The organism is Variovorax ureilyticus, from assembly GCF_050632185.1.
GTDB classification, from domain to species: Bacteria; Pseudomonadota; Gammaproteobacteria; order Burkholderiales; family Burkholderiaceae_C; genus Variovorax; species Variovorax ureilyticus_A.
In genome coordinates this window covers 2,032,893-2,058,597 of sequence record NZ_CP192579.1, presented here as the reverse complement: position 1 = coordinate 2,058,597, position 25,705 = coordinate 2,032,893, and the positions used below count along the sequence as shown (strand labels likewise).

22 protein-coding genes and 4 pseudogenes are annotated in these 25,705 nt (G+C 62.7%); 12 read left to right on the top strand and 14 right to left on the bottom strand.

Annotated features, from left to right (window positions below):
* Window positions 1-86: 86 nt before the first annotated feature.
* Together ACQ858_RS10195 and ACQ858_RS10190 are read left to right on the top strand one after the other, a co-directional pair.
* Complete coding sequence (locus tag ACQ858_RS10195; RefSeq protein WP_431276513.1) at window positions 87-2,348, top strand: glycoside hydrolase family 3 N-terminal domain-containing protein; 2,262 nt, start codon at window positions 87-89, stop codon at window positions 2,346-2,348.
* Window positions 2,349-2,356: 8 nt separating this feature from the next.
* Window positions 2,357-3,451, top strand: a complete 1,095-nt coding sequence (locus tag ACQ858_RS10190) for a DUF72 domain-containing protein (protein WP_431276512.1) — start codon at window positions 2,357-2,359, stop codon at window positions 3,449-3,451.
* Here the strand turns inward: ACQ858_RS10190 and ACQ858_RS10185 are convergent.
* The 4 genes and pseudogenes from ACQ858_RS10185 to ACQ858_RS10170 all read right to left on the bottom strand — a co-directional run.
* Window positions 3,420-4,190 (bottom strand): class II aldolase/adducin family protein, encoded by a 771-nt coding sequence (locus ACQ858_RS10185; RefSeq protein ID WP_431276511.1) that lies wholly within the window; start codon window positions 4,188-4,190, stop codon window positions 3,420-3,422. The genes ACQ858_RS10190 and ACQ858_RS10185 overlap by 32 nt on opposite strands.
* Before the next feature lie 114 nt (window positions 4,191-4,304).
* Window positions 4,305-4,871 (bottom strand): DUF2889 domain-containing protein, encoded by a 567-nt coding sequence (locus ACQ858_RS10180; protein WP_431276510.1) that lies wholly within the window; start codon window positions 4,869-4,871, stop codon window positions 4,305-4,307.
* 118 nt (window positions 4,872-4,989) lie between these two features.
* Window positions 4,990-5,784, bottom strand: a complete 795-nt coding sequence (locus ACQ858_RS10175; protein WP_431276509.1) for a LysR substrate-binding domain-containing protein — start codon at window positions 5,782-5,784, stop codon at window positions 4,990-4,992.
* A gap of 14 nt (window positions 5,785-5,798) precedes the next feature.
* Window positions 5,799-5,882 (bottom strand): annotated as a pseudogene (locus tag ACQ858_RS10170) (helix-turn-helix domain-containing protein); the annotation flags it as partial.
* 165 nt (window positions 5,883-6,047) lie between these two features.
* Here ACQ858_RS10170 and ACQ858_RS10165 point away from each other — a divergent pair.
* Window positions 6,048-6,194, top strand: a complete 147-nt coding sequence (locus ACQ858_RS10165) for a hypothetical protein (protein ID WP_431276508.1) — start codon at window positions 6,048-6,050, stop codon at window positions 6,192-6,194.
* A gap of 4 nt (window positions 6,195-6,198) precedes the next feature.
* Window positions 6,199-7,596, top strand: a complete 1,398-nt coding sequence (locus ACQ858_RS10160) for an L-serine ammonia-lyase (RefSeq protein WP_431276507.1) — start codon at window positions 6,199-6,201, stop codon at window positions 7,594-7,596.
* A 744-nt stretch (window positions 7,597-8,340) separates the two neighbouring features.
* On the opposite strand, the pseudogene ACQ858_RS10155 reads toward ACQ858_RS10160, so the two are convergent.
* From ACQ858_RS10155 to ACQ858_RS10120, 8 genes and pseudogenes are all read right to left on the bottom strand, one after another.
* Window positions 8,341-9,062 (bottom strand): annotated as a pseudogene (locus ACQ858_RS10155) (hypothetical protein).
* A 488-nt stretch (window positions 9,063-9,550) separates the two neighbouring features.
* On the bottom strand, window positions 9,551-10,324 hold the full coding sequence (locus tag ACQ858_RS10150) for a Piwi domain-containing protein (RefSeq protein WP_431276506.1): 774 nt from the start codon (window positions 10,322-10,324) through the stop codon (window positions 9,551-9,553).
* Window positions 10,325-11,806, bottom strand: coding sequence for a hypothetical protein (locus ACQ858_RS10145; protein ID WP_431276505.1), 1,482 nt, complete (start codon window positions 11,804-11,806; stop codon window positions 10,325-10,327). It lies immediately after the preceding gene.
* Window positions 11,807-11,814: 8 nt separating this feature from the next.
* Window positions 11,815-12,720, bottom strand: coding sequence for an AbiJ-NTD4 domain-containing protein (locus ACQ858_RS10140; protein WP_431276504.1), 906 nt, complete (start codon window positions 12,718-12,720; stop codon window positions 11,815-11,817).
* A gap of 104 nt (window positions 12,721-12,824) precedes the next feature.
* Entirely contained in the window at window positions 12,825-13,850 is a 1,026-nt protein-coding gene (locus tag ACQ858_RS10135; protein WP_431276832.1) for a 3'-5' exonuclease, read from the bottom strand.
* Window positions 13,742-14,587, bottom strand: a complete 846-nt coding sequence (locus ACQ858_RS10130; RefSeq protein WP_431276503.1) for a UvrD-helicase domain-containing protein — start codon at window positions 14,585-14,587, stop codon at window positions 13,742-13,744. Before ACQ858_RS10130 ends, ACQ858_RS10135 begins: the two co-directional genes overlap by 109 nt.
* Window positions 14,584-16,425, bottom strand: coding sequence for an ATP-dependent nuclease (locus ACQ858_RS10125; RefSeq protein WP_431276502.1), 1,842 nt, complete (start codon window positions 16,423-16,425; stop codon window positions 14,584-14,586). Before ACQ858_RS10125 ends, ACQ858_RS10130 begins: the two co-directional genes overlap by 4 nt.
* Window positions 16,426-16,592: 167 nt before the next feature.
* The gene (locus tag ACQ858_RS10120) at window positions 16,593-17,714 is read right to left on the bottom strand and encodes a hypothetical protein (protein WP_431276501.1); all 1,122 of its coding nucleotides are present in this window, start codon (window positions 17,712-17,714) and stop codon (window positions 16,593-16,595) included.
* A 130-nt stretch (window positions 17,715-17,844) separates the two neighbouring features.
* Between ACQ858_RS10120 and ACQ858_RS10115 the strand changes: the two genes are divergently transcribed.
* The 8 genes and pseudogenes from ACQ858_RS10115 to ACQ858_RS10080 all read left to right on the top strand — a co-directional run bounded on the left by ACQ858_RS10115 (window position 17,845) and on the right by ACQ858_RS10080 (window position 24,186).
* On the top strand, window positions 17,845-18,060 hold the full coding sequence (locus ACQ858_RS10115; RefSeq protein ID WP_431276500.1) for a ribbon-helix-helix protein, CopG family: 216 nt from the start codon (window positions 17,845-17,847) through the stop codon (window positions 18,058-18,060).
* Window positions 18,057-18,625 (top strand): annotated as a pseudogene (locus tag ACQ858_RS10110) (DNA cytosine methyltransferase); the annotation flags it as partial. The gene ACQ858_RS10115 and the pseudogene ACQ858_RS10110, both read left to right, overlap by 4 nt.
* Before the next feature lie 9 nt (window positions 18,626-18,634).
* On the top strand, window positions 18,635-19,561 hold the full coding sequence (locus ACQ858_RS10105; RefSeq protein ID WP_431276831.1) for a DNA cytosine methyltransferase: 927 nt from the start codon (window positions 18,635-18,637) through the stop codon (window positions 19,559-19,561).
* Window positions 19,527-20,795 (top strand): hypothetical protein, encoded by a 1,269-nt coding sequence (locus tag ACQ858_RS10100; protein ID WP_431276499.1) that lies wholly within the window; start codon window positions 19,527-19,529, stop codon window positions 20,793-20,795. The genes ACQ858_RS10105 and ACQ858_RS10100 overlap by 35 nt, the downstream gene beginning before the upstream one ends.
* Window positions 20,792-21,217 (top strand): hypothetical protein, encoded by a 426-nt coding sequence (locus tag ACQ858_RS10095; protein WP_431276498.1) that lies wholly within the window; start codon window positions 20,792-20,794, stop codon window positions 21,215-21,217. The genes ACQ858_RS10100 and ACQ858_RS10095 overlap by 4 nt, the downstream gene beginning before the upstream one ends.
* Window positions 21,218-21,220: 3 nt before the next feature.
* Window positions 21,221-22,885 (top strand): DUF2357 domain-containing protein, encoded by a 1,665-nt coding sequence (locus ACQ858_RS10090; protein ID WP_431276497.1) that lies wholly within the window; start codon window positions 21,221-21,223, stop codon window positions 22,883-22,885.
* Entirely contained in the window at window positions 22,878-23,336 is a 459-nt protein-coding gene (locus ACQ858_RS10085; protein WP_431276496.1) for a very short patch repair endonuclease, read from the top strand. Before ACQ858_RS10090 ends, ACQ858_RS10085 begins: the two co-directional genes overlap by 8 nt.
* 499 nt (window positions 23,337-23,835) lie before the next feature.
* Window positions 23,836-24,186: a hypothetical protein gene (locus ACQ858_RS10080; protein ID WP_431276495.1), complete on the top strand. Its 351-nt coding sequence runs from the start codon at window positions 23,836-23,838 to the stop codon at window positions 24,184-24,186.
* 17 nt (window positions 24,187-24,203) lie between these two features.
* Here ACQ858_RS10080 and ACQ858_RS10075 read toward each other — a convergent pair whose 3' ends face one another.
* Window positions 24,204-24,428: a DUF2274 domain-containing protein gene (locus tag ACQ858_RS10075; RefSeq protein ID WP_431276494.1), complete on the bottom strand. Its 225-nt coding sequence runs from the start codon at window positions 24,426-24,428 to the stop codon at window positions 24,204-24,206.
* Window positions 24,425-25,704: pseudogene (locus ACQ858_RS10070) on the bottom strand (TrbI/VirB10 family protein). Before ACQ858_RS10070 ends, ACQ858_RS10075 begins: the two are co-directional and overlap by 4 nt.
* Between the last annotated feature and the right edge of the window lies 1 nt (window position 25,705).

Here is a 25,705-nt window from a genome sequence, read left to right as displayed (position 1 = left end):
CCGATTGTCCCCGACTGGGCTGGCGCGCGCCCGCGGCTTTCAGCGTCTCGAACCGCTCAGCGCAACCTCCGCGAAAATCGGAACCCATGCATGTCCGGAGAATTTGTGTCGTCGTTTTCTCAACCATCGTCGTCGTCCTCGCCGCAGGTTGCTCGACCGTCACGCGGCAGGCGGTCGATGAGGCGCGCATCGAGTCCCTCATCGGCCGCATGACCGTGGAAGAAAAGGTCGGCCAGCTCAGCCTCTACGCACCGGCTGGCGTCGATATCGTCGCGAATCCGCAGGCCGCGAAACAAAGCCTCGCTCAGCAGCTCGCCGACATCCGCGCCGGACGCGTGACCGGGCTCTTCAACAACGAGGGCCTCGAAGGCAAGCGCCGCGCGCAGCAGGCGGCGGTGAACGAATCGCGCCTGGGCATCCCGCTGATCTTCGGTGCGGACATCATCCATGGCTTCCGCACGGTGTTCCCGGTGCCCCTGGCGGAAGCGGCGAGCTGGGAGCCCGCGCTCGCCGAGCGCACCGCGCGCGCGTCCGCCGAGGAGGCGAGCGCCGACGGCTTCCGCTGGACCTTCGCGCCGATGGTCGACATCTCGCGCGACGCGCGCTGGGGGCGCGGTGTCGAAGGCGCGGGCGAGGATGTCTACCTCGGTCGCCAGTTCGCGACGATGCGCGTGCGCGGATTTCAAGGCAACGACCTGTCGCGCCCGGATGCGATGCTCGCGACGCCCAAGCACTTCGCGGGCTATGGGGCGGCCGAAGGCGGGCTGGACTACAACACGGTCGACCTGTCCGAACGCACGCTGCGCGAGGTCTACCTCCCGCCCTTCCATGCGGCGATCGATGCCGGAGCGCTGTCGATCATGAGCGCCTTCAACGAGATCGGCGGCATTCCGTCGAATGCGAACGCGGCATTGCTCACCGGCGTGCTGCGCAAGGAATGGGGTTTCGACGGTTTTGTCGTCTCCGACTACACCGCCGACGAAGAGCTGATCGCCCACGGATTCGCGGCCGACGGGCGCGAAGCGGCACGCCGTGCTTTCCTGGCAGGCACCGATGTCAGCATGCAAAGCGGGCTCTACATGAAGTACCTGCCGGCGCTGGTCGCGTCCGGCGAGGTGCCGATGTCGCGCCTCGACGAAGCGGTGCGGCGCGTCTTGCGGGTGAAGATGCGGCTCGGGTTGTTCGACCGCCCGTTCCAGGGCCTCGAAGCCGGGCCGGAAACGTCGCGCTTCGACATGGCGGCCCATCAGGCGCTGGCGCGCGATGCGGCGGTCCGCTCCATCGTCCTGCTCAAGAACGACAAGGATCTCCTGCCCCTGCCCCGCTCGGGCAGGAAGATCGCGCTGATCGGTCCGTTCGCGGGCACGTCCGACCTGTTCGGGCCGTGGCGCGTCTTTCCGGATCAGGCGCCGCCGGTTGGCATCGAGGAAGCCATGCGCGCCCACCTCGAATCGCCCGATCTGTTGACCGTGGCGCGTGGTGCGGATGTCGACGCGGCCATCCCCGGCGGCATTGCCGCGGCGGTCGAAGCAGCGTACGCGGCCGATGTGGTGGTGCTGTCGATCGGCGAGAACGAGCAGATGTCCGGCGAGTCGCGCTCGCGCTCGGACATCGAGATCCCGAAGGCGCAGCAGGACCTCGCCGATGCGGTGGTCGCCACCGGCAAGCCGGTCGTCGTGCTGCTGCGCAACGGACGCCCGCTGGCGCTGCGTGGCGGCGTGCGACGCGCCGACGCGATCCTCGTGACCTGGTTTCTGGGATCGCAGACCGGCCCGGCGATCGCCGACGTGTTGTATGGCGACGTGAATCCGTCGGGCCGCTTGCCGGTGAGCTTCCCGCAGACGCCGGGGCAGGTGCCCTACTACTACAGCCACAAGCGCACCGGTCGCCCGCAGCTCGCCGACGCGCCCGCACAGATGTACAAGGCGCGCTATCTCGATGCGACCAACGACGCGCTCTACCCCTTCGGCCATGGACTCGGCTACGCGCGCATCCGCTACGACGCGCTCGAACTTCCGTCGAACCGCATGCCGTGGGACGGCCCGCTCCACGTGCACGCGCGCATCTCCAACGGCGGCGCGCGCGACGCGGAGGAAGTGGTGCAGCTGTACATCGGCGCGCGGTCGGCGAGCGTGACGCGGCCGGTGCGCGAGCTCAAGGGCTTTCGCAAGGTGCATGTGAAGGCGGGGCGATCGGCCGACGTGGACTTCACGCTCACGCGCGCCGACCTGATGTTCATCGGCCAGGAACTGAAGCCCACGGTCGAGCCCGGTGCCTTCGACCTGTGGGTCGGTCCTTCCGCGACACAAGGCCTGAAGACCCGTTTCGTGCTGACTGCGCCGGACTGAGCATCGCCATGCAGAACTCGCTTTTCGACGACGACTTCGAGGACACGGACGAACCCGCGCCGGCGCCTGCTGCCGCGCCTGTGCCCAGGAAACGCACCGCCGCACGCCAAGCAAGGGTGCTGCCCATGCCGACCGATCCGGCCTTGCGGGCGCTCGCGAGCGAATTGCCGCCGAACCTGCGCCTCGGCACCTCGTCGTGGTCGTTCCCGGGTTGGGCCGGCACGGTCTGGGAAGGCGAATACGAGCAGTCGGTGTTGTCGAAGCACGGCCTTGCCGCCTACGCGCAGCATCCGCTGTTCCGCGCGGTGAGCATCGACCGCAGCTTCTACAAGCCGGTGACGGCGATCCAGTTCGCGGCCTATGCGGCGCAGGTGCCCGAGGACTTCCGCTTCACGGTGAAGGCGCCCAGCCTCGTCGCGGATGCGATGGTGCGCGGCGAGGACGGGCGCGGCATGCAGGCCAACCCGGCTTTCCTCGATCCCGCGCTCGCCGCCACGGAATTCGTGCAGCCGGCGCTGGATGGGCTCGGCCACAAAGTCGGCGCGCTGGTGATCCAGCTCAGCCCCCTGCCCGGCCCGATGCTGGCGCGCATGCCCGAGGTGCTGGAGCGCCTCGGCGCGATGCTGCGATCGCTGCCTGCGCTGCAGCCGATCGCACCGGACGGCGTGATCGCGGTCGAGGTGCGCAATCCCGAGTTCCTCACGTCCGCTTTTTGCGATGTGCTGCGCGATGCGGGCGCGACCTACTGCCTGGGTCTTCATTCGAAGCTGCCGCCGATCGAGGCGCAGCTTCCGCTCCTGCGTGCGCTCTGGCCCGCGCCGCTGGTGTGCCGCTGGAATCTCAACCGGCTGCATGGCGCCTACGGCTATGAGGACGCGAAAGCGCTCTACGAGCCCTTCGACAGGCTGCTCGACATCGACCTCGACACGCGTGCCACGCTCGCGCGCGTGATCGCCGGCACCATCCGAGCAGGCCAGCGCGCCTACGTGACTGTCAGCAACGAAGCCGAGGGCTCCGCGCCGCTGACGGTGCAGGCGCTCGCCGAGGAGATTCGCCGGCGGCTCGCAGAGCTCAGTCCACCAGATCCGGATCGCTCGCGATGATCTCGTCCCACAGGGTCTGGAACGACAGCCAGCCGAAGGTCGGCGAGCCGAGCACCGACGCGAGCCAGCGTGCGTCACCGTCGCTCCAGCGGGTCGGCTTGCCGGCGGCCTCGGCCAGAAGCTGCGCTTCGCAGCAACGGTTCATCAGCACGAACCACCACGCGGCCTCGTCGATGCTCTGTCCGGTCGTGAAGATGCCGTGGCCGGCGTGGATCGCCACCCGCCGGTCACCGAAGCCGGCCGCGAAGCGGTTGGCCGCCTCGGCGTCGCGCACCACGCGCGGCTCGAGGATCAGTGCCTGGTTCTCGAAGAAGATGCACGCATCCTGCGTGATGGGCTCCAGCAGCCTTTCGAACGACGACCAGGTCGAGGCATGCGGCGCATGCGCATGGCAGACCGCGTTCACCTCCGGCCGCGCGCGGTGGACCGCCGTGTGCAGCAGCAGCCCGACCGGATTGACCATGCCGCTGCCGCGAACCACCTTGCCCTCGGGATTGACCTGTACCAGGTGCGACACCTTCACCTGATGCATCGCGACCCCGACCGGATTGACCCAGAAGTGATCGGGCAGCTCGGGATCGCGCACCGTCACATGGCCCAGCAGGCCCTCGGAGAAACCCCGTCGTCCGAAAATCCTGCAGGTGGCGGCCAGCCGTTGCAGCGAATGGGTCCGCTCGGCTTCCCGGGTCTCGAAGCGCGGCGGGGTCCGTGTCACGAAGTTCTGAACGCCGATCTGCACGAGTTCTCTCCTTGAGGGCGAGGACCGCGTAGTGAATCACGACGGTGCGGCTTCGGCAACGGCCTCAATCTCGGCGCCCCCCGGCCGGCCGCGACTAGCGCTGTGGCTGCGGGGCTATTCGCCGGGCGCTTCCGCCTCTTCGCTCTTCGGCCGGTACCAGCGCGGATAGAACTCGGCCACGCGCGGGCCGTCGGACGCGAGCGCATGGCAGCCGTCGAGCTGGAAGGGCTTGTGCGTCTCAGACACCGTGAGGTTCGTTCCGGCGAGCGTCTGGAGCACGCCCGTCCCCATGGTCCGCAGCAGCTCCGACATGTGCGTGCAGCCGCGGATGCCGCCGAAGAGCCGCGCGGTCTGGCGGCTGAAGCCCGGACCGACCCGCAGCCCGATCAGTTGGGCATAGTCCGGGGCAATGTCGCCGCAGGCACCGGGAAACGGCGCGGCGTCGGTCGCGGCGACGGCGTCGACGATCAGCGCGGTCGAATCGACGGTGAGCCGCAGCCACATCGAGTGGATCGCCTCGCCGCCCAGCCGCTCGCCGCCCGGGAAGACGAAGTGCTGGTCACGCACGTCGCGCAGGTGGCCTTCGATGTCCCAGAGGCCGTCGCGGCGACGGTAGCCGCGGATCGTGATGGTGCGCCCGTGGACCGGGTCGCGCTCTGCAGTGGATGGTGGCAATGGCATGGCTGGCGGTCGATGATGCCCGAGGCCGCGCCTCCGCCCATATGAGCGCCGAACAAGTGGGTGCCCTGGTCGTGGGATTGGCGGCCTTGGCAATTGGAATCAAAGCGATCATATGGATTCAGCGACGCGGGCGCTTGAAGGAGTCGACCACCTCCGTGTCGCTGACGATCTGCCGCAGCAGCTCCATCGCCGCCGGGGACAGCACCCGGCCGTGCCGCGAGATCACGTGCGTGCGTCCCTGATGGAGCAGCGGATTCTTCATCGGCAGCGCACTGATCTCCGCCGTGTCCAGATGCGCCGGCAACGACAGGCGCGTCGACAGTGCATAGCCCAGCCCGGCCGCCACGAAGTGGCCCAGCGCACTGAACGAACTGGTGGTGAGCAGCGCGTTGAGGCGGACGCCCTCGCTGATCTCGGCCGCTTCGATGTGCTGGCGCACGCCGAAGCCGTGATGCAGCGTCGCGCCGGGATAGGCCTGCAGATCCGCCAGTTTGAGTGGCCGCCCGAGCCGCGTCAGCGGATGCGTCGCCAGCACCAGCGTCTGGATCGGCTGCGGATGCGAGTGATGCGAGCGCAGCCGCTCGTCCGTCGGCGGCTGGAACAGCATGCCGATGTGCGCGCGCTCGTCGACGATGCGCTTCACGATCTCGTCGCTGCCGCCCACGTCCAGCGCGATGGTGATCCTGGGATGCGACTGCATGAAGGTGCGCAGGCTGTTGCGCATCAGCCAGTCCACGAAGCCTTCGCCGGCCACGATGTCGATGTGGCCGCTTTCGATCTTGCGGATGCTGTCGAGCTGGGCCAGAAGTTGCTGCTTCTGGCTCTGCTGGCGGCGCAGGTAGCTGGCGAGCAGTTCCCCGGCATCGGTGGGCGCCACCCCCGGCCGCGCCGCTCGAGCAGGCGCGCGCCGCATTCCGTCTCCAGCAGCGCGACCGCCCGGCTGACCGCCGACGGGTCCATGCCGAGCACCTCGGCCGCGCCGCGCACGGAGCCGGTTTCCAGCACTTGCATGAAGTAGCGAAGGCGGCGGGTTTCCAGCTTGTCGTCCATGAAGCGTCTCTCTGAGCGTTGCATTTAATGCAACAAAGATTCGGAGATTCTGTCATTGATGCAATGTCGTGTTTCTTTCAGACTTGGCCCGCCCACACCGGGCGCCGTACAGAAAGTCCGCTCCCCATGACTGCCGCCGCTTCCGCCACGCTCGCACCCGAATCGCTGGATGACTCCGGCATCGGCAAATCCAAGCTCGTCGTCGACAACATCCTTCCGCTCGGGGCGGCCTACGGGGTGGCGCTGGTCAAGCAGCAGCTTCCAGTTGCATAGTGCGTTGATGCTGTCCGTCTTCGACATCTTCAAGATCGGCATCGGACCGTCGAGCTCGCACACCGTCGGGCCGATGCGCGGCGCGCGCATGTTCGCGGATGCGCTTGCGCGGGACGGGCTGCTCTCGCGCACGGCGCGGGTCCATGTGACGCTTTATGGCTCGCTCGGCGCGACCGGACACGGTCACGCGACCGACGTGGGCGTCATCCTCGGCCTGCTCGGCGAGGCCCCGGACACGGTTGACCCGGGGACGGTGCAGCCACGCATTCAGGAACTGCGGCGCTCCGGCAAGCTGCAATTGCTGGGGCGGCACCCGATCGCGTTCCAGCCGCTGCACGACATCGAATTCGCCGGCCAGGAATCGCTCAGCGAGCACCCCAACGGCATGCGCCTGACCGCCCACTCGACGGACGGCGCGATGCTGGCCGATCGCTGCTACTTCTCGGTCGGCGGCGGTTTCGTCATTGAACGCGGCGCTTCTGGCAGTGCAGCAGGTGAATCCCAGGCGACCACGTGGCCGCATCCATTTCGGACCGGCGACGAACTGATGTCACGGGCGCGGGCGCGCGGGCTCTCGGTCGCGCAATTGGTGCTCGCCAATGAATGCATCTGGCGCGCGCCGGCCGAGGTACGCACAGGTGTTCTTCGCATCTGGCAGGTGATGCAGCAATGCGTGCAGCGCGGCTTCGGGATCGACAACCCCTCCGCGAGCGAGCACCTGCCCGGGACGCTCCACATTCGCCGCCGTGCACCGCAGCTCTACCGCGAATTGCTCGCACGCGACGGCGACGCGGAAGGCGCGGACCCCTTGGCCGCCATGGACTGGGTCGACGCCTTCGCGATGGCTGCCAACGAGGAGAACGCTGCAGGCGGTCGCGTCGTCACCGCACCGACCAACGGGGCCGCGGGTGTCGTGCCCGCGGTGCTGCACTACTACGCCCGGTTCTGTCGCGGCGCGTCGGAAGACGGCATCGTCGACTTTCTCCTCACGGCTGCGGCCATCGGCATGCTCTACAAGGCCAACGCCTCGATCTCGGGCGCCGAGGTCGGTTGCCAGGGCGAAGTCGGCGTCGCCTGCTCGATGGCGGCCGGCGCCTTGGCCGCCGTGCTTGGCGGTACGCCCGCCCAAGTCGAGAACGCCGCCGAGATCGGCATGGAGCACAACCTCGGCCTCACCTGCGACCCGGTCGGCGGGCTGGTGCAGATCCCCTGCATCGAGCGCAACGCGATGGGGGCGGTGAAGGCCATCAACGCCGCGCGCATGGCGCTGCGCGGCGATGGCAGCCATTACGTCTCGCTCGACGCGGTGATCCGCACGATGATGCAGACCGGCGAGGACATGAAGTCGAAGTACAAGGAGACTTCGCTCGGCGGGCTCGCGGTCAACGTGGTGGAGTGCTGATCACTCCCACTCCATCATCAACGGGGCTCGCAGACCCGCATGGTTAGAGGGATTGGCTGTGATCGACATGGGCCTTTACCGTCGCTTTTACCGTCAGAAACGCAGATCTTTTGCTGGCGCGGGAGATGGAGCGATTTGCGGGGGAGCGACGTTTTCGACACCATGATCAATCAACTCTCAGGATATCCGAGAAATCTTCCATCGTCAGCCCAAAGCGGACACGCGTGAGCACTGCCCTTTGGATGGCACTTGGACCGACTCTAGGGATGCTGCCCCGATTGCTCTTCTTCCCAAAAGCGCTGCATCGCTTCGAACGCCTTTCGCTCAACGTCCTGTATCCGTGTCAAAGCATGAGGCTCAGGCAGGGGGCGGAAGCATGAGCAAATCTGTTCAACGTCTCTTCGAGCAGCCAGCCAAGCCTTGAGTAGAGGCTGCCACTGTCGATCCCAATGACCGTAGGGTCTGGAGTCCGGCGACGACACTTTGCGCAGCGCTTGATGCATGACTGATCCGGCGGTCCGTGTTGGGTCATCCCATTTGACCGGGATGCTCCAGCCTGCGTCCCGGACTCCATCAGTGCTTCGGGCGTCTGGGCCAACCACAGCAACAGGTGCGCCCGCGACGGTTCCAAACCCGAAGAGCTTGTGATCAATGCGGTCGCCTTCCTCAAATGGACAGTTCGAACTACTCATCAGGGTCTCCTCTCTGCATGCGATCACTTCATTGGCTTCATGCAGGCGCCGCTCACGCCATAAACGCTGGTTGAGCGATAACGACCGGGCTCACCACGTCACGAATCTCACTAAGTCCGGCAATAAGCAGGTCGTACTGCTCGGTGCGCCGTCCTTGATCCCAGATGATCGGAAGCACCTTCCGATAGGGGCTGCCGCGCTTCAAGTAAAGGCTGACATCCTCACCAATCTGCGAAATCAGGTCTTGCGACGCGCTTTTTCCCGCCAGTACTTGACCTCGATCACCAGATGCAACGATGGGATCACCAGGTCTGCCCGCGGCTTCTTCTGCCCCACCGACGCGAGCCACTCTTCATCGCGCAGGTCGGGCAACACTGGCGCAAGCACCGCGCACAGAAGATTCTGAAAGTGGTATTCGTTTTCAACCGCCCACTTCTGCGCTGTCGAATTCGGTGTCTTCTTCTGATCGTCCCAAGTCCATCGGCGCAATCCGGCTGGAAGCCGGCGAAGGAGGAGTCCCACATCTTCCAGACTCGGCACGCGCAGATCTATCTGAGACGCGCCCTGCGCGAGGAAACGAAAGGCCGCCAGGTCCAAGGCTGCCTGTTCAGCATCGTCGTAGACAATCAGCTTTATGCGGCCAAGCAACTGCGACGCAAAGTCGTTGTCGGTCGCCGGCGAAGATCTCGCCAATCGACGCGCCACATAGATGGCCGCACACGCGCTGGCGGGGGCCACTTGCAACTCGTCGTCCAATCTCAACTCGGATCGCATCCTGATCATTGACAACAATTCTTGGCGCCATCCAACTTCCACAGGCAGTAGCGGTTGCAACCTAGCAAGCAGAGATGCGAACCATGCTCCAAACTTCTGCCACCGTGCGCTATCGGCAATCGTCACCAACCCGACCAGGACGCCAGTGTACGCCAACGGTTGCATCAGGCTGACCAGTGCCGTCTGCGAACCGCCGCTACGCCCCGTCAACCAATCCACTCCTTGCGCAAAAGATTCGCGGGATGCTGCACTCAAGGTCGGATCGATACCCAACAAGAATCCCAAGGCCGCAACGGCATGAATTGACCGGCCGCCGCCCGCGATCTCCTCGCATAGCTCCCGGGCCATCAACGCGCATTGTTCGGCAGGAAAATCCTCGGCGAGCACCCAGTGATAGAAGGCGATCGAAAGCGGACCTGCATTCGTCAATGTTTGTGCGTGGCCAGCTACGGCCTGCAGCGCCTCGCGCAGGATCGGGTTGCCGCCGGTCACAGAAACCACCTCGTTGTCCCGATCTTGCCAAGCATCACGCTAGGGCTCCACCGGCTACCCAAGCGATCCAGCCGACCCAAGAGGCCCGCGACGAGGTCGGAGTAGTAGATGGTGACAGGCATCGCCGCCGGCAGGAAGCTGCGCCAGGAGTGGTTGGAAAACCAGTAGACCTGCTTCGTAAGATAAATGATGTCCGTGAACGTCGAATCACGATGCAGAGTTAACAGCAGCGGCTTAGGCAATCCATCCGTCGGTCGCTTGAGTTGCTGAGGCCCAGTCAAGGTCAACAAAGTTTCATTGTCGCCGACCTCCGCATAGAGGCCTCGTATCGGAGTTTTCTCTCCCCTTCCTTTTGTTCCGACAGAATCATCGTCGAACAGCAGGTAGGGGTGGTCTTGCTTGACATGCAGGAACGCGAACTGCAGATCGAATTCCGAGAATTCTTTGAGCGCGGCCTTGACTGACTCTATCTCCGTGTTACGCATGGGTTTGAACGCGTGCACGATCACCCGAACAGAATCACCCTTGATCCAGTTCATCTCGCTGCGCACACGCTGGAGAGTTGCCTGCAATGAATCGGTCAGCGCCTCACCGTACTTCGCCATCGGCACGGCATTCGACAGGTTGGAGAGCAGATAGCCGCCGTCACCTCGGAAGACGCTGGTGATACCGACGATCCTCTCCTTCTTTGAGAACCGTGACTCGCCTATCGCTGCGCTACCCAGGCCAATGACCACTTCGTGCGCGATCCCCTTGTCCGATTTGATCAATCAGGGAATGCCGCCGAGCTTTGCATAGACGGCCAGTGCGAGATTGCTCAGTGTGTATGCTAGGTTGCCGGGCGCCATCGCGAACGTCTCAAAGGCGATGAACTGCGTGGGGATCTGGTTGGAGAGAAACGCCGCCTTGGCTACCAGATAGGGGTTACGTTGCGGTGGTAGCTGTCGCGAATCTCTCTCGGTCTGCACCAGCGCCAAGTGCCAGGGCGCCCCCTCGGCCCCCATACGCACGGCCTTGGAAGCCGCCGCGTGGTACGCGTCTGCTGTGAAGCCGTCAGCCTCCACGAACGTCAGCGTAATGTCCCGCAGACCGTAGATTCCGAGGAATCCTCTGCCAAACGGCAGCGACTTGCCGTCGACCGTCAACCCGTCCCGGAACTTCCTGAGGAATAGTTCGAATTGCCCACGTCGCGCCCGATCACAGACTACACAGACGTTCGGCCGCGTCGGCGTGAACACATGCCGGCTGTAAGGGCCGAACTTTGTCAATCCTACCGCCGCGCGCGTTTCTGACTTGAGCGTGCCGGCATCGAACACGTAGGTCGGTGTGCTGCCTTCCTCGAAACGTGGAAACGTCGAGCTATCTTTTTCGTTGATCAGGCTACCGATACTGACACTCAGCCCTTCTTGCAACTCGATGACACCCAAGCTTCGCACCCAGTCTGAAATCCGGGTAATGTGCTCCATTCGGGAGCGTCCCCTGCTGTTCTCGAACACGATCTCATCGATCTTGCCTTGCGCCCTTCCGGAGGCGTTTCGCATGAAGTGCTGCAACAAGTGCCGGATGTTCTCGGGTGAGGCCTCCAGATGCAGCTCGTCCAGGGGTAGCACCTCCTCAACATTCATGAACCGCTCAGACAGCCGTGCCTTGCCTTCTGAGATGCTTCCAATACGACCGACAAGCCTGCGCTGGGGCAGCATGCGCGCATCTTCCACTGCCGTCTCGCGCTCGACCACCAAGCCATCCAGGCGAACGCCGTGCTCGCTCAGCACCGCCAGGCTGGTCGCACATGTTTTCTGAATTTCGATATCCCACAGCAGGCCAAGCAGATCGGAGCCCTGTAACTTCAAGGATCGGATCGAGATCAAGACGCGCGACTGCAGATGAACATGCTCATCAGCGTCTAGAAATCCCGTCCGCAATGTGCGTCCCACTGTCGTGATCGGGTTGTAGCGGGCCACTGGCCGCCTGTTGGCACTCAGCAATGACACCAGACGCTGTTCAAGCAACGGCCGGATCAGCGAGGCGTGCTCGACCGCTGAGACCTGCTTTTCTTTGCCAATGGGCGTGGCGTCGGACGCAAGTGGCAACGCCACAATCTGATCTGCCCGACGGGTTACCGCAAACTGCGTCCGATACTCGCTACGAAGGTCGCGCAGCTGCTGCGAGTCCTTGAATGACATGGTCTGCAGTCGGATGACATCGCCGTGCACGAGCAACGGCGTGAAATTGAGCTGCAGTTGTCGTCCCATGCCCTCTCCTATTTCTTCTTCAGCATAAGTTGGATCATCGCAAACAGACGATGAAAGAGGTAATCGACATGGTCCACATCGATCACCGGCACTTGAATCACCTCGGAATGGCGGATCAGATGGCTATTGCCAATCGAGTTCAACTCCTGCGCTTCAGCTTCCAACCTAGTCCGCAACGACGGCTCCGCTGCGGTGGCATCTAAGATGATCGTGACCGACCTCTTCTTGTCGCGAGGATCTGCGAGCGATTTGAGCCTCTCCCATGCATCCCACAGCCGTTCCAGTGCCTCTCGTCGAACAAGGGGATTTCGGTCGGAAAATTTCGCACGACACTCATCCAGCATGTTGTCAAGCGTGCGGTCCCCGGTATTGAAGGCCGTTCGCCTCAGTTCATCACCCAACACCAGCGGCAGCACTCGAACAATGCGTCCCGTCGAAAGCATCTCAAAGGCAACGCCATTGCGCGAGAAAATGCGGTTGATGGTCGTTCGAAACTCGTCCTGCCCGGCTTGTTGATCGAAACTCAGATGGTGATGACTGAAGAAGTCATGGTATTTTCCAGGGATTGGCCTCGCCACAGCGTCATGGATGAATTCGATGAAGTCCAGGATCAACAACGTTTCCGGCGCAAAAGGCTGGCGTTGAGAGAAAAAGCCCTCCTCCACGTCGTGAGTGGATTCAAGCGGCCACGCCAGTCCTGGCATCTCCGCGATCACAGCCGCAGCCAGGGAGTTGGAATCGCACCCACAGATAGCCTGCCCATCTGGACAACGCTCGGGAAAGCGAAGTCCTAAGGCGCCGCTGTTGATGAGCCCCTGCACCAAAGCGATCACGCCGGCCCAAACCGTAGGTGAGATCGACTGCTCGATCCGCGCCTTTGGACCGTTCTCCCGATCGCTGAAGTAGTCCGACATCAGTGCACCACCTTGTAAACGATTAGTCCGGCTACAGCCGGGGTCGTGAACAGCCATTCGTGATCGGTTGGCAGCGCATGGATGGGTTCTAGCAACCAGCTCATCTAGCCTGCCTCCCGAATGGATGTGATCAGCGGTGATTCGTCTTCGTCGTAGGTCAGATGAATCTGAGTTTTGGCACGCGTGACACCAACGTAGAAAAGTCGAGCCGCTTCTTCCAACTGCTCATCGGTCCTGTCGTAGCTGCTGGGGAACACGCCGTTCTCCAGCCCAACCATGATGACCGCCTGGAACTCAAGCCCTTTCGAACTGTGTAGTGTCATGAGATTGATCTGGTCCGGACTCTTGCCCTGATTCCCGAATATTTCTACCGTGAATGCCTGCAAGGGCCCGCCCTCCGCGGCAGCGCCTATCAGCTCGTCCAGGTTGTCTTTCTCATCGGCAAGACCAGGCTCCTGCCGGATCAGCTCATCCAGTACGTCGCGACGCAACACTGAGAGCCATCGATGCAAGGGAAGCGCACCGTCCCGCAGTGAGAACAGGGCTGCAATCAAGCGCTTGCGTGCGCTCAGCAATTCGGAGTCGCGCGGGATGGAGCGGCGCAATCGTCGCCAGGCTTTGAGCAACAGCGAAAGAGGCACCGTCCCTGTCTGCCAGCCGCCAGCGCACCATCGCGCTGCATCTGTGAGCCACTCGGTCAACCGGGTGCGCTTAATCGGCGAGCCGTTGTCGAGCCGGAAATACCGCAAATCCAGGGCATCCGCAGCCTGTGCGATCAGTGTCCCCTCGTTAAGCGAGCGATACAGTAGCGCAATATCCCCCGGGGTCCATGACGGATTGGCCGCGAGCAACGCCGGCACCAGCGTCCCAAGTGCGTAGTCCGCCTGCTCGCGGATGTTGCACTCCAGACGGTGGATCAGAATTTCGCCAGTCCGCCCATCGTGAGAACGAAACTCTGCGGGTTCCGGCAGGAGCGCCATGGAAGCGGCAATGATGCGGTCGGCGCACCGGTAATTCAACTTTAGCCTGATGGATTCGATCCGCGGGAGACGAGCCAATGCTCGCAATAAACTCGGCTTGGCACCGGTGAACCCATAAATGGACTGATCCGGATCCCCAACAGCAACGATCCGAGTTCCCGTCCGAAGCAATGCCAAAACAACTCGATGCAGGGGAGTCCGAGATCCTGATATTCGTCGATCACGACCACCGGATACTTAGCTTGAATGGCACGTCGGACCCACTCGTGCTTCTCCACAAGTTGCAGGCCGGCAAGGACCAGGCCATCGAAGTCGATCAGGCCATTCTTCAGAAGCAATGCTTCGTAGGCCTCAACCACTGCTGTTTCGCGGGCTGACCATGCGCGCCACTCGTCACTATCCTTGTCTGGGATGGTGCGCCGCAGCTTGTCGCAGGCCATGCGAAACCAATTCGGCACATTGCCTCCCAACTGCCCGCGATACGCATCGGCAAAGAGCTTTCGCGCCTGCGCGGGTGACGCAACGATCAGTGGATCCGGTACATCGATACCTGCCAGCGCGGCGTAGGGAGAGACCAATTCCGTCAGACAAAAGGAGTGCACAGTGGAGAGCAGGAGACGATCACCGTCGTCCGCACCGAGCTTGTTCAGTCTTGATCGCAACTCACCGACGCAAGCATTGCTATAGGTGATGCACGCCAGCCGGCGGGGGCGATGTACGTCTTCAGTGAGCATGCAGGCGATCTTGACGGTGATCGTCTTGGTCTTGCCGCTGCCAGGCCCAGCCAGAATGACACAGTTCCCGGTCGATTGGTACGCGCGCCATTGATCCTCGTTCCCGCGCAAATCCTCAGCGGCTTTGAGATATGGGGGCGCGGTGGAGGTCATGCCAGTTTGGCTTTCAGATAGTTCAGCGCAGATTCAATGTACTCAGGACATACGTCGACATCCTCTTTCATCAATACCGCCGCCAGCCGCTGCGCCATACGGCCCTTGCCGATGGAGTCGATGTCCTTGAGGAATTGCGTGGGGTCGAGCGAATCAGGATCAGTCGAGAGGCTCGCGAAGCGCGCGTGCATCTTCTTGTTGGTGGTCAGTTCCTCGATGGCTGCGAGGAAATGGTCTTCTGCCCCGGCCTTGAAAACATCGACTTCAAACGTGAACTCGTTCAGGAAGACGCCGTATTTTGGCGCAAGCTTCAGCACCTCAGCATAGTTCGCCTCTTCCCAAACGTCTTTATCCAGCAAGTGCTGCATGATCTGGTTGACAACACGATTCTCGCCATAGCTGTCTGTGACACCTGCATCATCCGGATCCGCATCCTCCTGACTCGCCTCTTCCTCCTTCGGATCGAAGTCCGTCAGCACCACGAACGGGATATCGAGCCCCTTTGGTCCCAGCAATTGGACGTAGGGAGCGAAGTTGGTGCCGGCGATGGAGCAGACTGTGATGCCCATCGCATCAAAATCCAGGCTCTCGTCATACAGCTTCGCAAGCGTCGGCAGCAAGAACTTTTCCGCATCGCCTTCCACCAGGATGACGCCCTTGGAGAAAAACAGTTCGCCGCGCGTGACGTCGATGTAGCGTTCCAGATCCTCGCGGTCGCTGGCATCAAGTTTGATCCCTTTGAGGGAGCGCCCGACTGTGTGCCCTTCACCGGCGACCTGGCGCAGGACGACCACATTGGCGAGTGGCGCGACACTGGCCACATTCGGCGAATGCGTAGTCAGCAGAATGCTGCGCGGCCCGGGTCCGGCTTGCGCGTCGTCGCGCGCTTGCAGGTAGTTCCGATAGATAAGCCGCTGCAGATGAGGATGGAGGTGAGCCTCGGGCTCTTCTATCGCCAGAAACGTGTGTTGGCGCTCCCCCTCGTCCACCAGGTATTGGTGTTCCAGATGCTTTAGCGCGAGGTAAAGCACATTGGCGGAACCGAGACTGGCCTCTGCCACACCGCGCTTGCCACCGTCGATCATCATTTGCAGCGCACGTATCAACCGGTCCGGCTCCGTCGGTGCAAAACCCAGCGCCGTGTCGACGGCATGTTTGTTACCCACCATGGCAGTGAGCTGATCGTTGACCTGGCCCACAACCTCTGCCAGTTCGGGTAGCGCGGCAATCTTGGAGGTGGTTGTGTGAACCTCCGCGGCGATCGTGCTGAGCGCTTTTGCATCTACCGTCTTCGCAGCACGGTCCAGGAGGGGGCGCAGAGGAGAGCGCGCCCAGCGCGCGAGATCCGATTCGGCATCGCGCAGCGCCGGAAACAGATCCAACGGCATCCAGCGCCTCAGATCGTAGCCAACCGCGTTGTCGGGACGGTCTCCACCGAATACGATGAATTCGTAGTCTGCCTCGCTGCGCGGCGCACCTGCAAGCCCCGGCACGGGCTGGTAGCGATACGTGATTCGCGCCACCATCGGATCCGGCCGTACGAGGTGATCCGCCAATACTGCCAGCAGATTTTCATCGTCTTCGAAACCTCGAAACTCGACTGACACCTCAATCACGTCCTCCGCCTTCAGCGGCCGCGCCAGCCCATCCCAGAAATCATCAAGACGCAACCTGCGCAATGAGTCGGGAAGTGACGGATCGAGGATCAGTCGCAGCGCAAACAGCAGGTTGGTCTTGCCGACCTTGTTTTCCCCAAGAACTACGGCGTGTTCACCCAGGCGCACATCAAGCAACTTGAAATTGCGAAAATTCTTGATAACGATCCGGCTCAATCGCATGGGCACTCCTCGTTTCTTCGTTAGTTATTCATCCAGGGATCGGCGCGCCCCAGGTTACGGCCACCGCCGGCAGTGTCCCTTGCACATCGTCGGCTGAGCCGGTCCTGCCCCACGCATACCGGCGTCGGGCCGCCATGAAAACAGGGGCCAAGTGCGCGAACAACGCATCAGCGAGAGCCTTCGTCCGGCGAGGATTCAAGAATGATCTCTTCTGCGGAAAAATTCAGGAGGTCAGGGTGAACGGAGATCCCGTCCACCTTCACTTCCAGCGGTAGCGTGCTGAACACCGCCAATGTCTGTCGTAGCGCGGGTCCGATGTTCCTGGCAATACGCATCTCTGCCCTATCGGCTGCGACCCTATAGAGACGGTAGATGTCGTAGGGCTCAGGCCCATAGACGGCCTTGTGTAGTTCCCCAAACGAAAGGTGAATCGGGTTGGTGAACGCCCCGGTAGTGCTCTTCGCATCGACCAGCCTGACTTCACCACCCAACGCAATCACCCGGAAATCAAACACTGAGACTGCATTGATGCTGGCAGTCCACTCGAACTCTTCGAGGTTGTCCCGCTGGCACTCCTGCTCGAAGTAGGCATTGAGAAACTCCTCGCCAGCAACGCCAGTCGCCTCCGCAATCCGGCGTGATCGCATGAAGTCCTCGGGACTGATGCCTCGGCTGCCGCGTCGGGCATTGATCGCCTCCGCGCCAGCAGCCCCGCCGAGCGCAGCGTCTTCGAGCAGACTGGTCTCCGCCCAGTCATACAGCGAATGCCCCTCCGGAGGTGCTGCTGCCGAGAGGACCTCCTGGACAAGCCCATCGTCCAAAGCCCACATAGAGCCAGATGGAAACCGACGGGCAAGCTCTGCGTGAATTCCGGCATCTACGGGCACCGCAGCTGACACCAGCACCACATTTGCAGTCGTCGGCATCACGTCGCCAGAAAACTCGAAAAGCGCGAAATCCCCCGGTGTCAGAACGTCGTACAGCTCCGGAATTTCGACAGGGTTGTCGATCAACTCGCCGTTGAGGCGCCAATTCTTCTGCTGTTTGAGAATCTTTCGCTGCAGATTGTTGACTGGCGCAAGCCCCGGGCCGCACAGATACAGGTCGAGTGGATAGCGTGGCTGCGGAACCAGTGACGGCTCACCGAGTTGGGGGTACAGCTTCCCAACAAGAACATCTGCATCCAGATTAAAGGCCTTCTGCTTCCCGGCAGGATGGTTCTGGAAATGCCACTTGAACAGTGTCAGATCCGATGCGGTCAGGCGCTTCAGCGCCAACTTCCTCGGCATGGCAGGCTCCTCTCGTTCTACCCCAAACGCTCAACCCCAGGCTCCAGCGACCATTGGAAGGCTTGTGGTGTGTATATATGTGTATTGGTGCATACTAGCACCACTTTTTAATTTTCCAGGGGAAGAATCCATGGCACGCAGCCCGATCGCCCCTGACGGCAAGACCGTCAGAACCTCCGTCATGCTGCCGGAGGACACCCATCTGCAGGTCCAGGCCCTGGCAGACGCCAACCATGTCTCATCAGCCTGGGTCATCCGCATGGCCGTGCAGCGTTTTCTGGAGGAAAACCAGGGCCAGCTCGCGTTGCCACTACGCCTGCCAGCCCGACAAGGACATCACCAATGAACAACGACATCATCCTGCGCAAGCTTGCGCGCCTGCAGGCCGACGGCAAGCCCCGTGTCCTGGATCTGTTCGCCGGCTGTGGCGGCATCTCCCTCGGTTTTGAAGCTGCGGGTTTTGACATGCGAGGTGCTGTGGAATTTGACGCAGATGCTGCGCGATCCCACGGCCTGAACTTCCACGCCGCCGCCCCGGCGCACAGTGAGCCCATCGACATCACAAAGACAACGCCTGCAGCGCTGTGTCTGCAACTCGGCCTGGGGCCTGTCGCTGAAGCCTTTGATGTGGTCGTGGGTGGCCCCCCTGTCAGGCATTCGCCCGCGTCGGGCGATCCAAGCTCCGGGAGATCGAGGAGCACCCCGAAGCATTCATTCATGACCCGAGGGCCCAGCTGTACAAGAAGTACCTGGAGTACGTAGACGCCTTTCAGCCCCTGGCGGTTCTCATGGAGAACGTGCCGGACATACTGAACCATGGCGGCCAGAACATCGCCGAGGAAACCTGCGAGGTACTGGAAGCCAAGGGCTACACCTGCGGCTATACGCTGCTGAATGCCGCGTTCTACGGTGTCCCTCAGATGCGGGAGCGGATGTTTCTCATGGCCTACCGGCATGAGCTGGCCACAAAGATATCCTTCCCCTCCCCCACCCACTGGCTCGTGCTGCCCCCGGGCTACGAAGGTTCCAGGTCGGTGGCGCTGAAAACGCTGCGCACCCTGGTGGACGATGCACACTCGTACATTGCACCGCCGGCTGCCAATCCGGACCTCCCTCCGGCAGTCACCGCGGAGGATGCGCTGGGCGACCTGCCAGCCATCAATGCGCGTGAGCTGCTGGCCGCAGGCAAGATTGCCCGTGGCGCCCGGCGCTTTGACACGCCGGTGAGCTACAGCCGCAAAAAACCTTCTGCCTATGCGGAGCTGATGCGCAACTGGCCGGGCCATGAAGCCCCCAGGGAAGGATTGACCGATCATGTCATCCGCTACCTGCCCCGGGACTATGAGCTTTTCGCGCGGATGAATCCCGGCGATCAGTATCCCCAGGCCTACGCTCACGCGGTCGCAATGTTCGAGGAGCGGCTTGCTGCTGCCCGGGCGCGTGGCGAGAAGCTGACAGAGGGATCGGCAAAGTACAAGGCTCTGTGGGCTTCCATCGTGCCGCCCTACGACGCAAGCAAGTTCCCGAACAAGTGGCGCAAGATGTGGCGGGAGCAGCCTGCGCGCACGCTCATGGCCCACCTGGGCAAGGACAGCTACAGCCACATCCATTACGACAGCAGGCAGGCGCGGACCATTTCCGTGCGTGAGGCTGCCCGGCTGCAGTCGTTTCCCGATGGCTTCCGTCTGAGCGGCACCATGAACCCCGCCTTCAAGCAGATCGGTAACGCCGTACCGCCGTTGCTCGCGAGGGCGATTGCCACACACATGATGCAGGCCCTCAGACAGGCCGCGAACAACAGGGAGGCAGTGGATGAACCTCGTCGAACGGCAGCGGCAGTTTCTTGACGCCGCGCAGAGGTATTTCGGAACCTCAAAGGCCGTCCGCCCACGCGAACTCTTCGGCGTCTCCAACAGTGCCAAGATCGTTGAGGGCGGCATCCAGCTAGGCGTTGTCAATCTGGATAACGTCAAAGAAGATGCCGAGGCGCTCATATTCGGTTGCGTACTGCGCTTCCCGCCTGAGGATGAGGTTTACTTCGCGGTACTGATCCGTAAGGATCGTGCGAGCTTCCTGGCCCGACTCGCCGAGATGAAACGGCTGGGGGCTGCCTCCAAAGCAACAGCTGCTGAGGCAGAGACGGATTCCGAGTTCGCCCTCGAGTCGCAGGGCGAAACGGACGACGCCAGCGAATCGCCCGGAAGCACCATCAAATACAGTGCCCGCAACAATCTTGTCCCTGTGTACTTGGCGGGGGACGGCCGTCTCTGGCTGCGTAACGCCAAGTTCTGGGACAGCCTGAACTTCGACCTGTCGCCGTTTGGTCCCTCGACCGAACCCGATGAGATCGTCGTTGCGCTCTATCCGCCGACCGCTTCCGCCCGGCGAAGTCTCCTTGCGCGGGAGTTCATCGGATGGCTTGGGAGCCTTGTCGGTCAGCAGAAGATCCATGAACTGCCGGTATGGAGCGACACCGCAACACTCGGCCCGGCGATGCGCCGCATGCCCTCCTCCATCCCTGTCGGAGACATTGAGGCAGCAGTCAGAGCCCTTGGAGGGCACTACCCGAAGGGTGAAGTCCGCCGCTTCCACGCGGCACTGAATTTTCTGGATCACAAGCACTTTGTGATCCTGTCCGGGATCTCCGGCACCGGCAAAACCCAGTTGGCGCTGAAGTACGCCCGCGCGGTCCACGGCCTTACGACGGCAACGGCTTCCGATCCGCTGCTGTTCGAGTGCCCGGTCCGGCCGGAATGGACAGACCCTACTGGCCTGACCGGCTATTACGACGTCCTCACCAACCGGTACGTTGTTCCGACCTTCCTTGAAGCGGTCCTGGTAGCCACCGCCCACCGCGAGTCACCGGTGTTCGTCATCCTCGACGAGATGAACCTCGCCCGGGTCGAGTACTACCTGTCCGATGTGTTGTCGGCCATGGAGAGTGGTGGAGCTCTGCAACTGCACTCCAACGGAGTCCCCTGGAGGGCACCACAGGTGCCAGCATCCGGGCCGAGCTTCCCATTCCGCCGAACCTGTTCATCATCGGCACCATCAACGTCGACGAAACAACCAATCCGGTGAGTGACAAAGTGCTCGACCGGGCCTCTGTGATCGATATGTCGGACGTTGACGTTCCTGGCTTCCTCGCATCGCTGTCCGATCGTTACCCTCACCTCCAGGCAGCCCGCGCCGCTTCCGAGGCACCCCTGACCACGGTTCACGGATTCATGCGGGACCACGGCATGGGGTTCGGATACCGGCTCATCGAGGAGTTCGTCCGCTACCACGCATTCGACGCCAAGCACCTGCAAAACGATGCCGACACGGTAACCGATCAGCTTCTGGTTCAGAAAGTGCTCGTCAAGCTACGTGGCAGCGAGCGGCAACGCGCTCTGCTCGACAGCCTGCTGAAGGCCTGCAACGGTCTGCAGAACACGCAGGCCCTGTTGCGGAAGCTACAGGCGGACCTGGACGAGTACGGCTCGTTCCAAGCTATGCGGTGAGCCGTGGCCACGCTGAGCATACGGGGAGAAAGTGATGGCCGTTCATGGGTGGTCTGGCCGGAGCCGGAGCATATTCCGCCCGGCGCGATACGCGAAAGTGCGTCCTATCTGTTCGTGCTCAGGGACTGCGATCAGGCCCACGCCGCAGACCTCCTGATCGATGACGTCGCGGTTGAAGCCCTGCGTGCACGTGAGGCCGGGACCGCCCTGTGGCGCTGGGCACCGGGTTTTCATGCAGGCGTGATCGAGGCAACGCTGCGTATTCCCGGCGTCGGGGCGCACCGCTTCGAGATCACCACAGATCCAGACATCCGCAAGCTCACCCGCGATGACTTTGATCTCATGGTGCGGGAGGTGCTTGAAGACAGCCAGGCACTCTTTGCACTCAGCGCTTTCCGCAAAGGCATCGCCCGCCAGCGGGGCAACCGTCCTCCGCCCCTTGCAAGGCTTGAGTACCTCCGGTCGCGGGCCGACGCCATCGTGCGGTCTGTCGAACTGATCGCACGCGCACCACGGCACTTTCTGCAGGCCGAAGAAATAGCTCTGCCCGCACACAAGGCCCGGGGCGCCACTGGTCCCGAGATCATCCGCTCGTTCCGCACAGGGGTGGTTCGCACGGAAACCGGTATGCCATCACGCCTGCCTCCCGCGCTGGGCGGCAGGCTCCCCGACCGTATCAGGGTCCGCCAGCGAAGGAACAGTGTTGACCTGTCAGAGCATCGGCAGATCAAGGCCTGCCTGATCGCGTGGTCGGCGTGGCTCAACAGCATCGCGGATGCCCTGGGACGGAGCGACCGGGGCACAGATGCGGAAAGCCGAGGTACAGCCGGTCACTGGGCAGTGCGCACCCGTCACATCGCCCGGCGTTTGACCCAGTCGGCGAGTTCCGGTTTTATGGCCGGCGTCAGTGAAGGAACGGCGACGCTGCACATGACTTCGCTGTTCCGCAATGACCCGGTCTACCAGCGCTTCTACAAGCTGTGGCAGGAGATGAATCTCGGGCTGGCGGCCGTGTTCGGGGACTTCCTGCAGATGCCCCTGGCCAGGACATACGAGCTCTATGAGCTCTGGTGTTTCCTGCGGCTGCTCCGGGCAGCGGCGCAGGAATATGGTCCGGACGGCGTAGATCTCAGGCCCTTGTTTCTCACAGACGCGGCCGGTGGCGTCACCCTCGCGGCCGGATCCGTGTCGGTAAGCGTCGGGCTGCACAGGATGCTGTGCTTTCAGCGGCAGTACCGGGAGTACTGGGTTGAGCCGGATGGCCAGGGAAGCTTCAGTCGCACCATGGTGCCGGATCTGGTTCTGGCTGGCAGCTTTGCCGGTGCGGAGAAGCAGGTCATTGTGCTCGATGCAAAGTACCGTATCAATGATGGTCTCAGCGATGCGCTCAGCTCAATACACACCTATCGGGATGCGCTGGTTCAGGAGGCAGGAGATGGCCAGCCCGAGGGCGTCGTCACCGCGGCCTATCTGCTGACACCGCACGTGCCTGTTCTCGGCGCCGGCTTTAAGGACACAACAATTCCGGGCCGGCTGTTTCACCCGCGTTATAGGGAGAAGTTCCGCTTCGGCGCAGTGACTCTGAAACCTGGAATGAACAGCGATGAGATGCGCGCCTGCCTGCGGACAATCGTGTCGGATGCAACCTGCGAGGCGGTCAATGGCTGACGTCCTAACCGTGGAGCAGCGACGGCTCAACATGAGCAACATCCGAGGTCGCGACACCAAACCTGAAATGGTCATCCGTCGCGGTCTGCATGCGCGGGGCCTGCGCTACCGCCTTCAGGATCGCAGCCTGCCAGGACGGCCTGATCTCGTTTTTCCGAAGGATCATGCGGTCGTTCTCGTACATGGGTGTTTCTGGCATGGCCACACCTGCCCCATGTTCAGACTCCCTGGCACAAGACCCGAATTCTGGATGGCGAAGATCAATGCCAATCGCGCCAGGGACACGCGGGCCAGCGAAGCGCTGGCCATGCAGGGCTGGCGGGTTCTGACCATCTGGGAATGCAGCCTGAGAGGGACAGCCCGCTGGCCAGTCGAAGATCTGCTCGATGCCAGCGTCGCCTTCATCAGAGGAGACACACTTCATCTTGAGATCGCAGGACACTGGCCATGACCCAGAAAGAAATGAGAGCTGGAGAAACGCGCCATGTGCCCCGACCTCACCCCGGCGTCGCGCCCGGCCTGGCACTCTACCGTTCTGGCAGTTCGGATGAACCAGCTCCGCAACCCTTCCAGGTCGCTCAGGCAGTGCTGCATGCCTGTGAACTTGCGGTCGCCAGAGGGAGACCGGCGGCATCGGACGACACCAGCCCCCGCTTTGTGTGGCTTACTGAACGTTCACTGTCAATTGAGCTTGTGCTTCGTGCGGGACAGCCAAGCATGCGGACTTTTTTTCATGGCTCGGGCTATTTCTCCTGGGGGCGGCACTTGCTTACGGAGCCCTGAAACCCAGCGGCTGGATTTCGGACAAAGACTTCAACGCGTACTTTCAGGTCTCAGCCGCCTTCCTCACTTTGTGTTTTGTACTCTTGCGACCAAGTGCCCATGGATTCCCCGGCTGGCACGCATCCGACCTCCAATATGCGAAGCAACGCTGCAGCATACTGCCCGACGTGTGCGAAGCCGATCTCGATGCTGTGCAGTACTTCGTTGATCACGCAATCGCAGGGACGAGGCGGCGTGTATCCGCACTCTGGTGGCTAACCGGTGCGACATGGGCTATCGCCGCATACCTCGCGCAGAAGGGGCTGGATGCGAAAGACGGCAACATGCTGGGGTTTGCCCTTTTGCCTACCATCTGCGCCGCTTTTGGAGCAGGCCTGATCGCACTCTATGCGCGGTCAATCGACCATGTGCACGGCCTTGCGCGTGCGCTTCTCTTTGACCAGCAATCCGCACTTAAGAATCTGATGCAAATGCGCGAGGCACGAAAGCGGCGCCGCGCACGCAGACCTCAATTGTGACTGGCAAGTAGCCAGCGCTATTGTTTGCGGGTCAATGAACGAAACCCCCGATCCCGCGCCATGAACGCTTCCAGCATATGCGGGATCAGCGTCAATGCATCGACTGCCTCGCCATAGGTCTGCGCGTGCAGCGCGGCGTAGCGGTCGAGATTAGCTTTCAGGCTGGCCGGGCAGGCAAAGGTTAGCTTGACATTCTCGGTCTTGGGCAGCGGCCCGAGCCGCAGCTTCCTGATAGTGCTCATTGCGAGGCTCCCCGATTGAAGAACAGCGGCTGGTATGGCCGAAGCACCAGATCCCGTTTAACGATGATCCGCACGGGCAGGCCGGGCCGCGTGGTCAAGGTCGGCTGGATGTTCATGTTGCGCCGGGTTATCTCCTGGCCGACCTGATTGATGCTGTCCTGGGCGCTGTCGCGTCCGGCGATGACGATGCGGTTGTCGGCCTGGCGGTTCTCGGGAGCGGCCAATTCCGCGCCCACGCCCAGCAGCGTGGTCAGCGCCGCACCGGCAAAGATCCGGCCCCAATGCCAGTCCACATCGTCTTCCAGGCCGGCATAGCCAGCCGGGTCGGTGCCTACGAGGTTGTCGAGCGTCAGCGAGGACGTATCGGGCAGGATGACCCGGTTCCACACCACCTGCACGCGGCTTTGCCCGTAGCTGACCTGGCTGTTGTATTTGCCCAGGATGCGCGATCCCTGCGGGATCAGCAGGAACTTGCCCGTGGCCGTGTCATAGACCGGCTCCGTCACCGTGGCGATCACGTCGCCCGGCAAGTCCGACTTGATGCCCGTCACCAGCGCCCCGGCGAGTACCGTTCCGGCCATGACCTGATACGGCGACGCCGGAAGTGCCAGATTGCCGGAATTGCGGGTTTCCGTGGAGCCGCCTTTCAGGAACGTCTCTTTCTGGCCTTGCCGGTTCTGCATGGCGGTCGGGTCGGCGGACTGGGCCGCCGTCGAGGCCGGTCCGGCGGCGCGCGGGTCGAAGGCCGCGAGCGTGTTGGCGGCACCGGTGCACCCGGCGCCGCCTGTGCCATCGTGGCCGTGGCGGCGGGCTGGCCCTGGCCGCCCGTGCGGAAGAACACCGACGAAGCCGCAGCGGCTTCCGCCTCCTTGCGCAAGGCGTCATTCGGATCGTGACCGGGGGCCGCGTACGCGGCCACGGCCGGCTGCTGCGAGGCCACGATGGCCGGGCCGAGATCGCCCGGCAGCGGCGGCCCCAACTCGGGCACCTTCTGCGGCAGCTTCGAGTAGTCGGCTGGCAGACCGTCCAGCCCTTCGGACTTCGAGACCCGATCGACGTTGTAAAGCTCGGTCTGCTCGCCCGCGCCGCGCCGCTGCGGTTGCAGCGACCAGATCGTGGCGCCGAGCACGGCGACCGACAGGCCGCCGACGAGGATGGCCAGCGTGCGCCGGTTCAGTCGCGTGACCGGGCGCGGCTGGGCGCGCAGCGCCACCGCCTCGGGCGTGACCTTGCCCGGCTGCGGCGTGGCAAGGTCGGGAGCGTCGTCCTGGCTCATG

Excerpts from the sequence above, each read along its gene's own strand:
- ACQ858_RS10145 (WP_431276505.1), bottom strand. The coding sequence starts at position 11,806 with ATGGGACGACAACTGCAGCTCAATTTCACGCCGTTGCTCGTGCACGGC.
- ACQ858_RS10140 (WP_431276504.1), bottom strand. The coding sequence starts at position 12,720 with ATGTCGGACTACTTCAGCGATCGGGAGAACGGTCCAAAGGCGCGGATC.
- ACQ858_RS10105 (WP_431276831.1), top strand. The coding sequence starts at position 18,635 with ATGCGGGAGCGGATGTTTCTCATGGCCTACCGGCATGAGCTGGCCACA.
- ACQ858_RS10180 (WP_431276510.1), bottom strand. The coding sequence starts at position 4,871 with ATGCCATTGCCACCATCCACTGCAGAGCGCGACCCGGTCCACGGGCGC.
- ACQ858_RS10130 (WP_431276503.1), bottom strand. The coding sequence starts at position 14,587 with ATGACCTCCACCGCGCCCCCATATCTCAAAGCCGCTGAGGATTTGCGC.
- ACQ858_RS10195 (WP_431276513.1), top strand. The coding sequence starts at position 87 with ATGCATGTCCGGAGAATTTGTGTCGTCGTTTTCTCAACCATCGTCGTC.
- ACQ858_RS10075 (WP_431276494.1), bottom strand. The coding sequence starts at position 24,428 with ATGAGCACTATCAGGAAGCTGCGGCTCGGGCCGCTGCCCAAGACCGAG.
- ACQ858_RS10165 (WP_431276508.1), top strand. The coding sequence starts at position 6,048 with ATGACTGCCGCCGCTTCCGCCACGCTCGCACCCGAATCGCTGGATGAC.
- ACQ858_RS10125 (WP_431276502.1), bottom strand. The coding sequence starts at position 16,425 with ATGCGATTGAGCCGGATCGTTATCAAGAATTTTCGCAATTTCAAGTTG.
- ACQ858_RS10115 (WP_431276500.1), top strand. The coding sequence starts at position 17,845 with ATGGCACGCAGCCCGATCGCCCCTGACGGCAAGACCGTCAGAACCTCC.
- ACQ858_RS10100 (WP_431276499.1), top strand. The coding sequence starts at position 19,527 with ATGAACCTCGTCGAACGGCAGCGGCAGTTTCTTGACGCCGCGCAGAGG.
- ACQ858_RS10190 (WP_431276512.1), top strand. The coding sequence starts at position 2,357 with ATGCAGAACTCGCTTTTCGACGACGACTTCGAGGACACGGACGAACCC.
- ACQ858_RS10120 (WP_431276501.1), bottom strand. The coding sequence starts at position 17,714 with ATGCCGAGGAAGTTGGCGCTGAAGCGCCTGACCGCATCGGATCTGACA.
- ACQ858_RS10175 (WP_431276509.1), bottom strand. The coding sequence starts at position 5,784 with ATGCGGCGCGCGCCTGCTCGAGCGGCGCGGCCGGGGGTGGCGCCCACC.
- ACQ858_RS10085 (WP_431276496.1), top strand. The coding sequence starts at position 22,878 with ATGGCTGACGTCCTAACCGTGGAGCAGCGACGGCTCAACATGAGCAAC.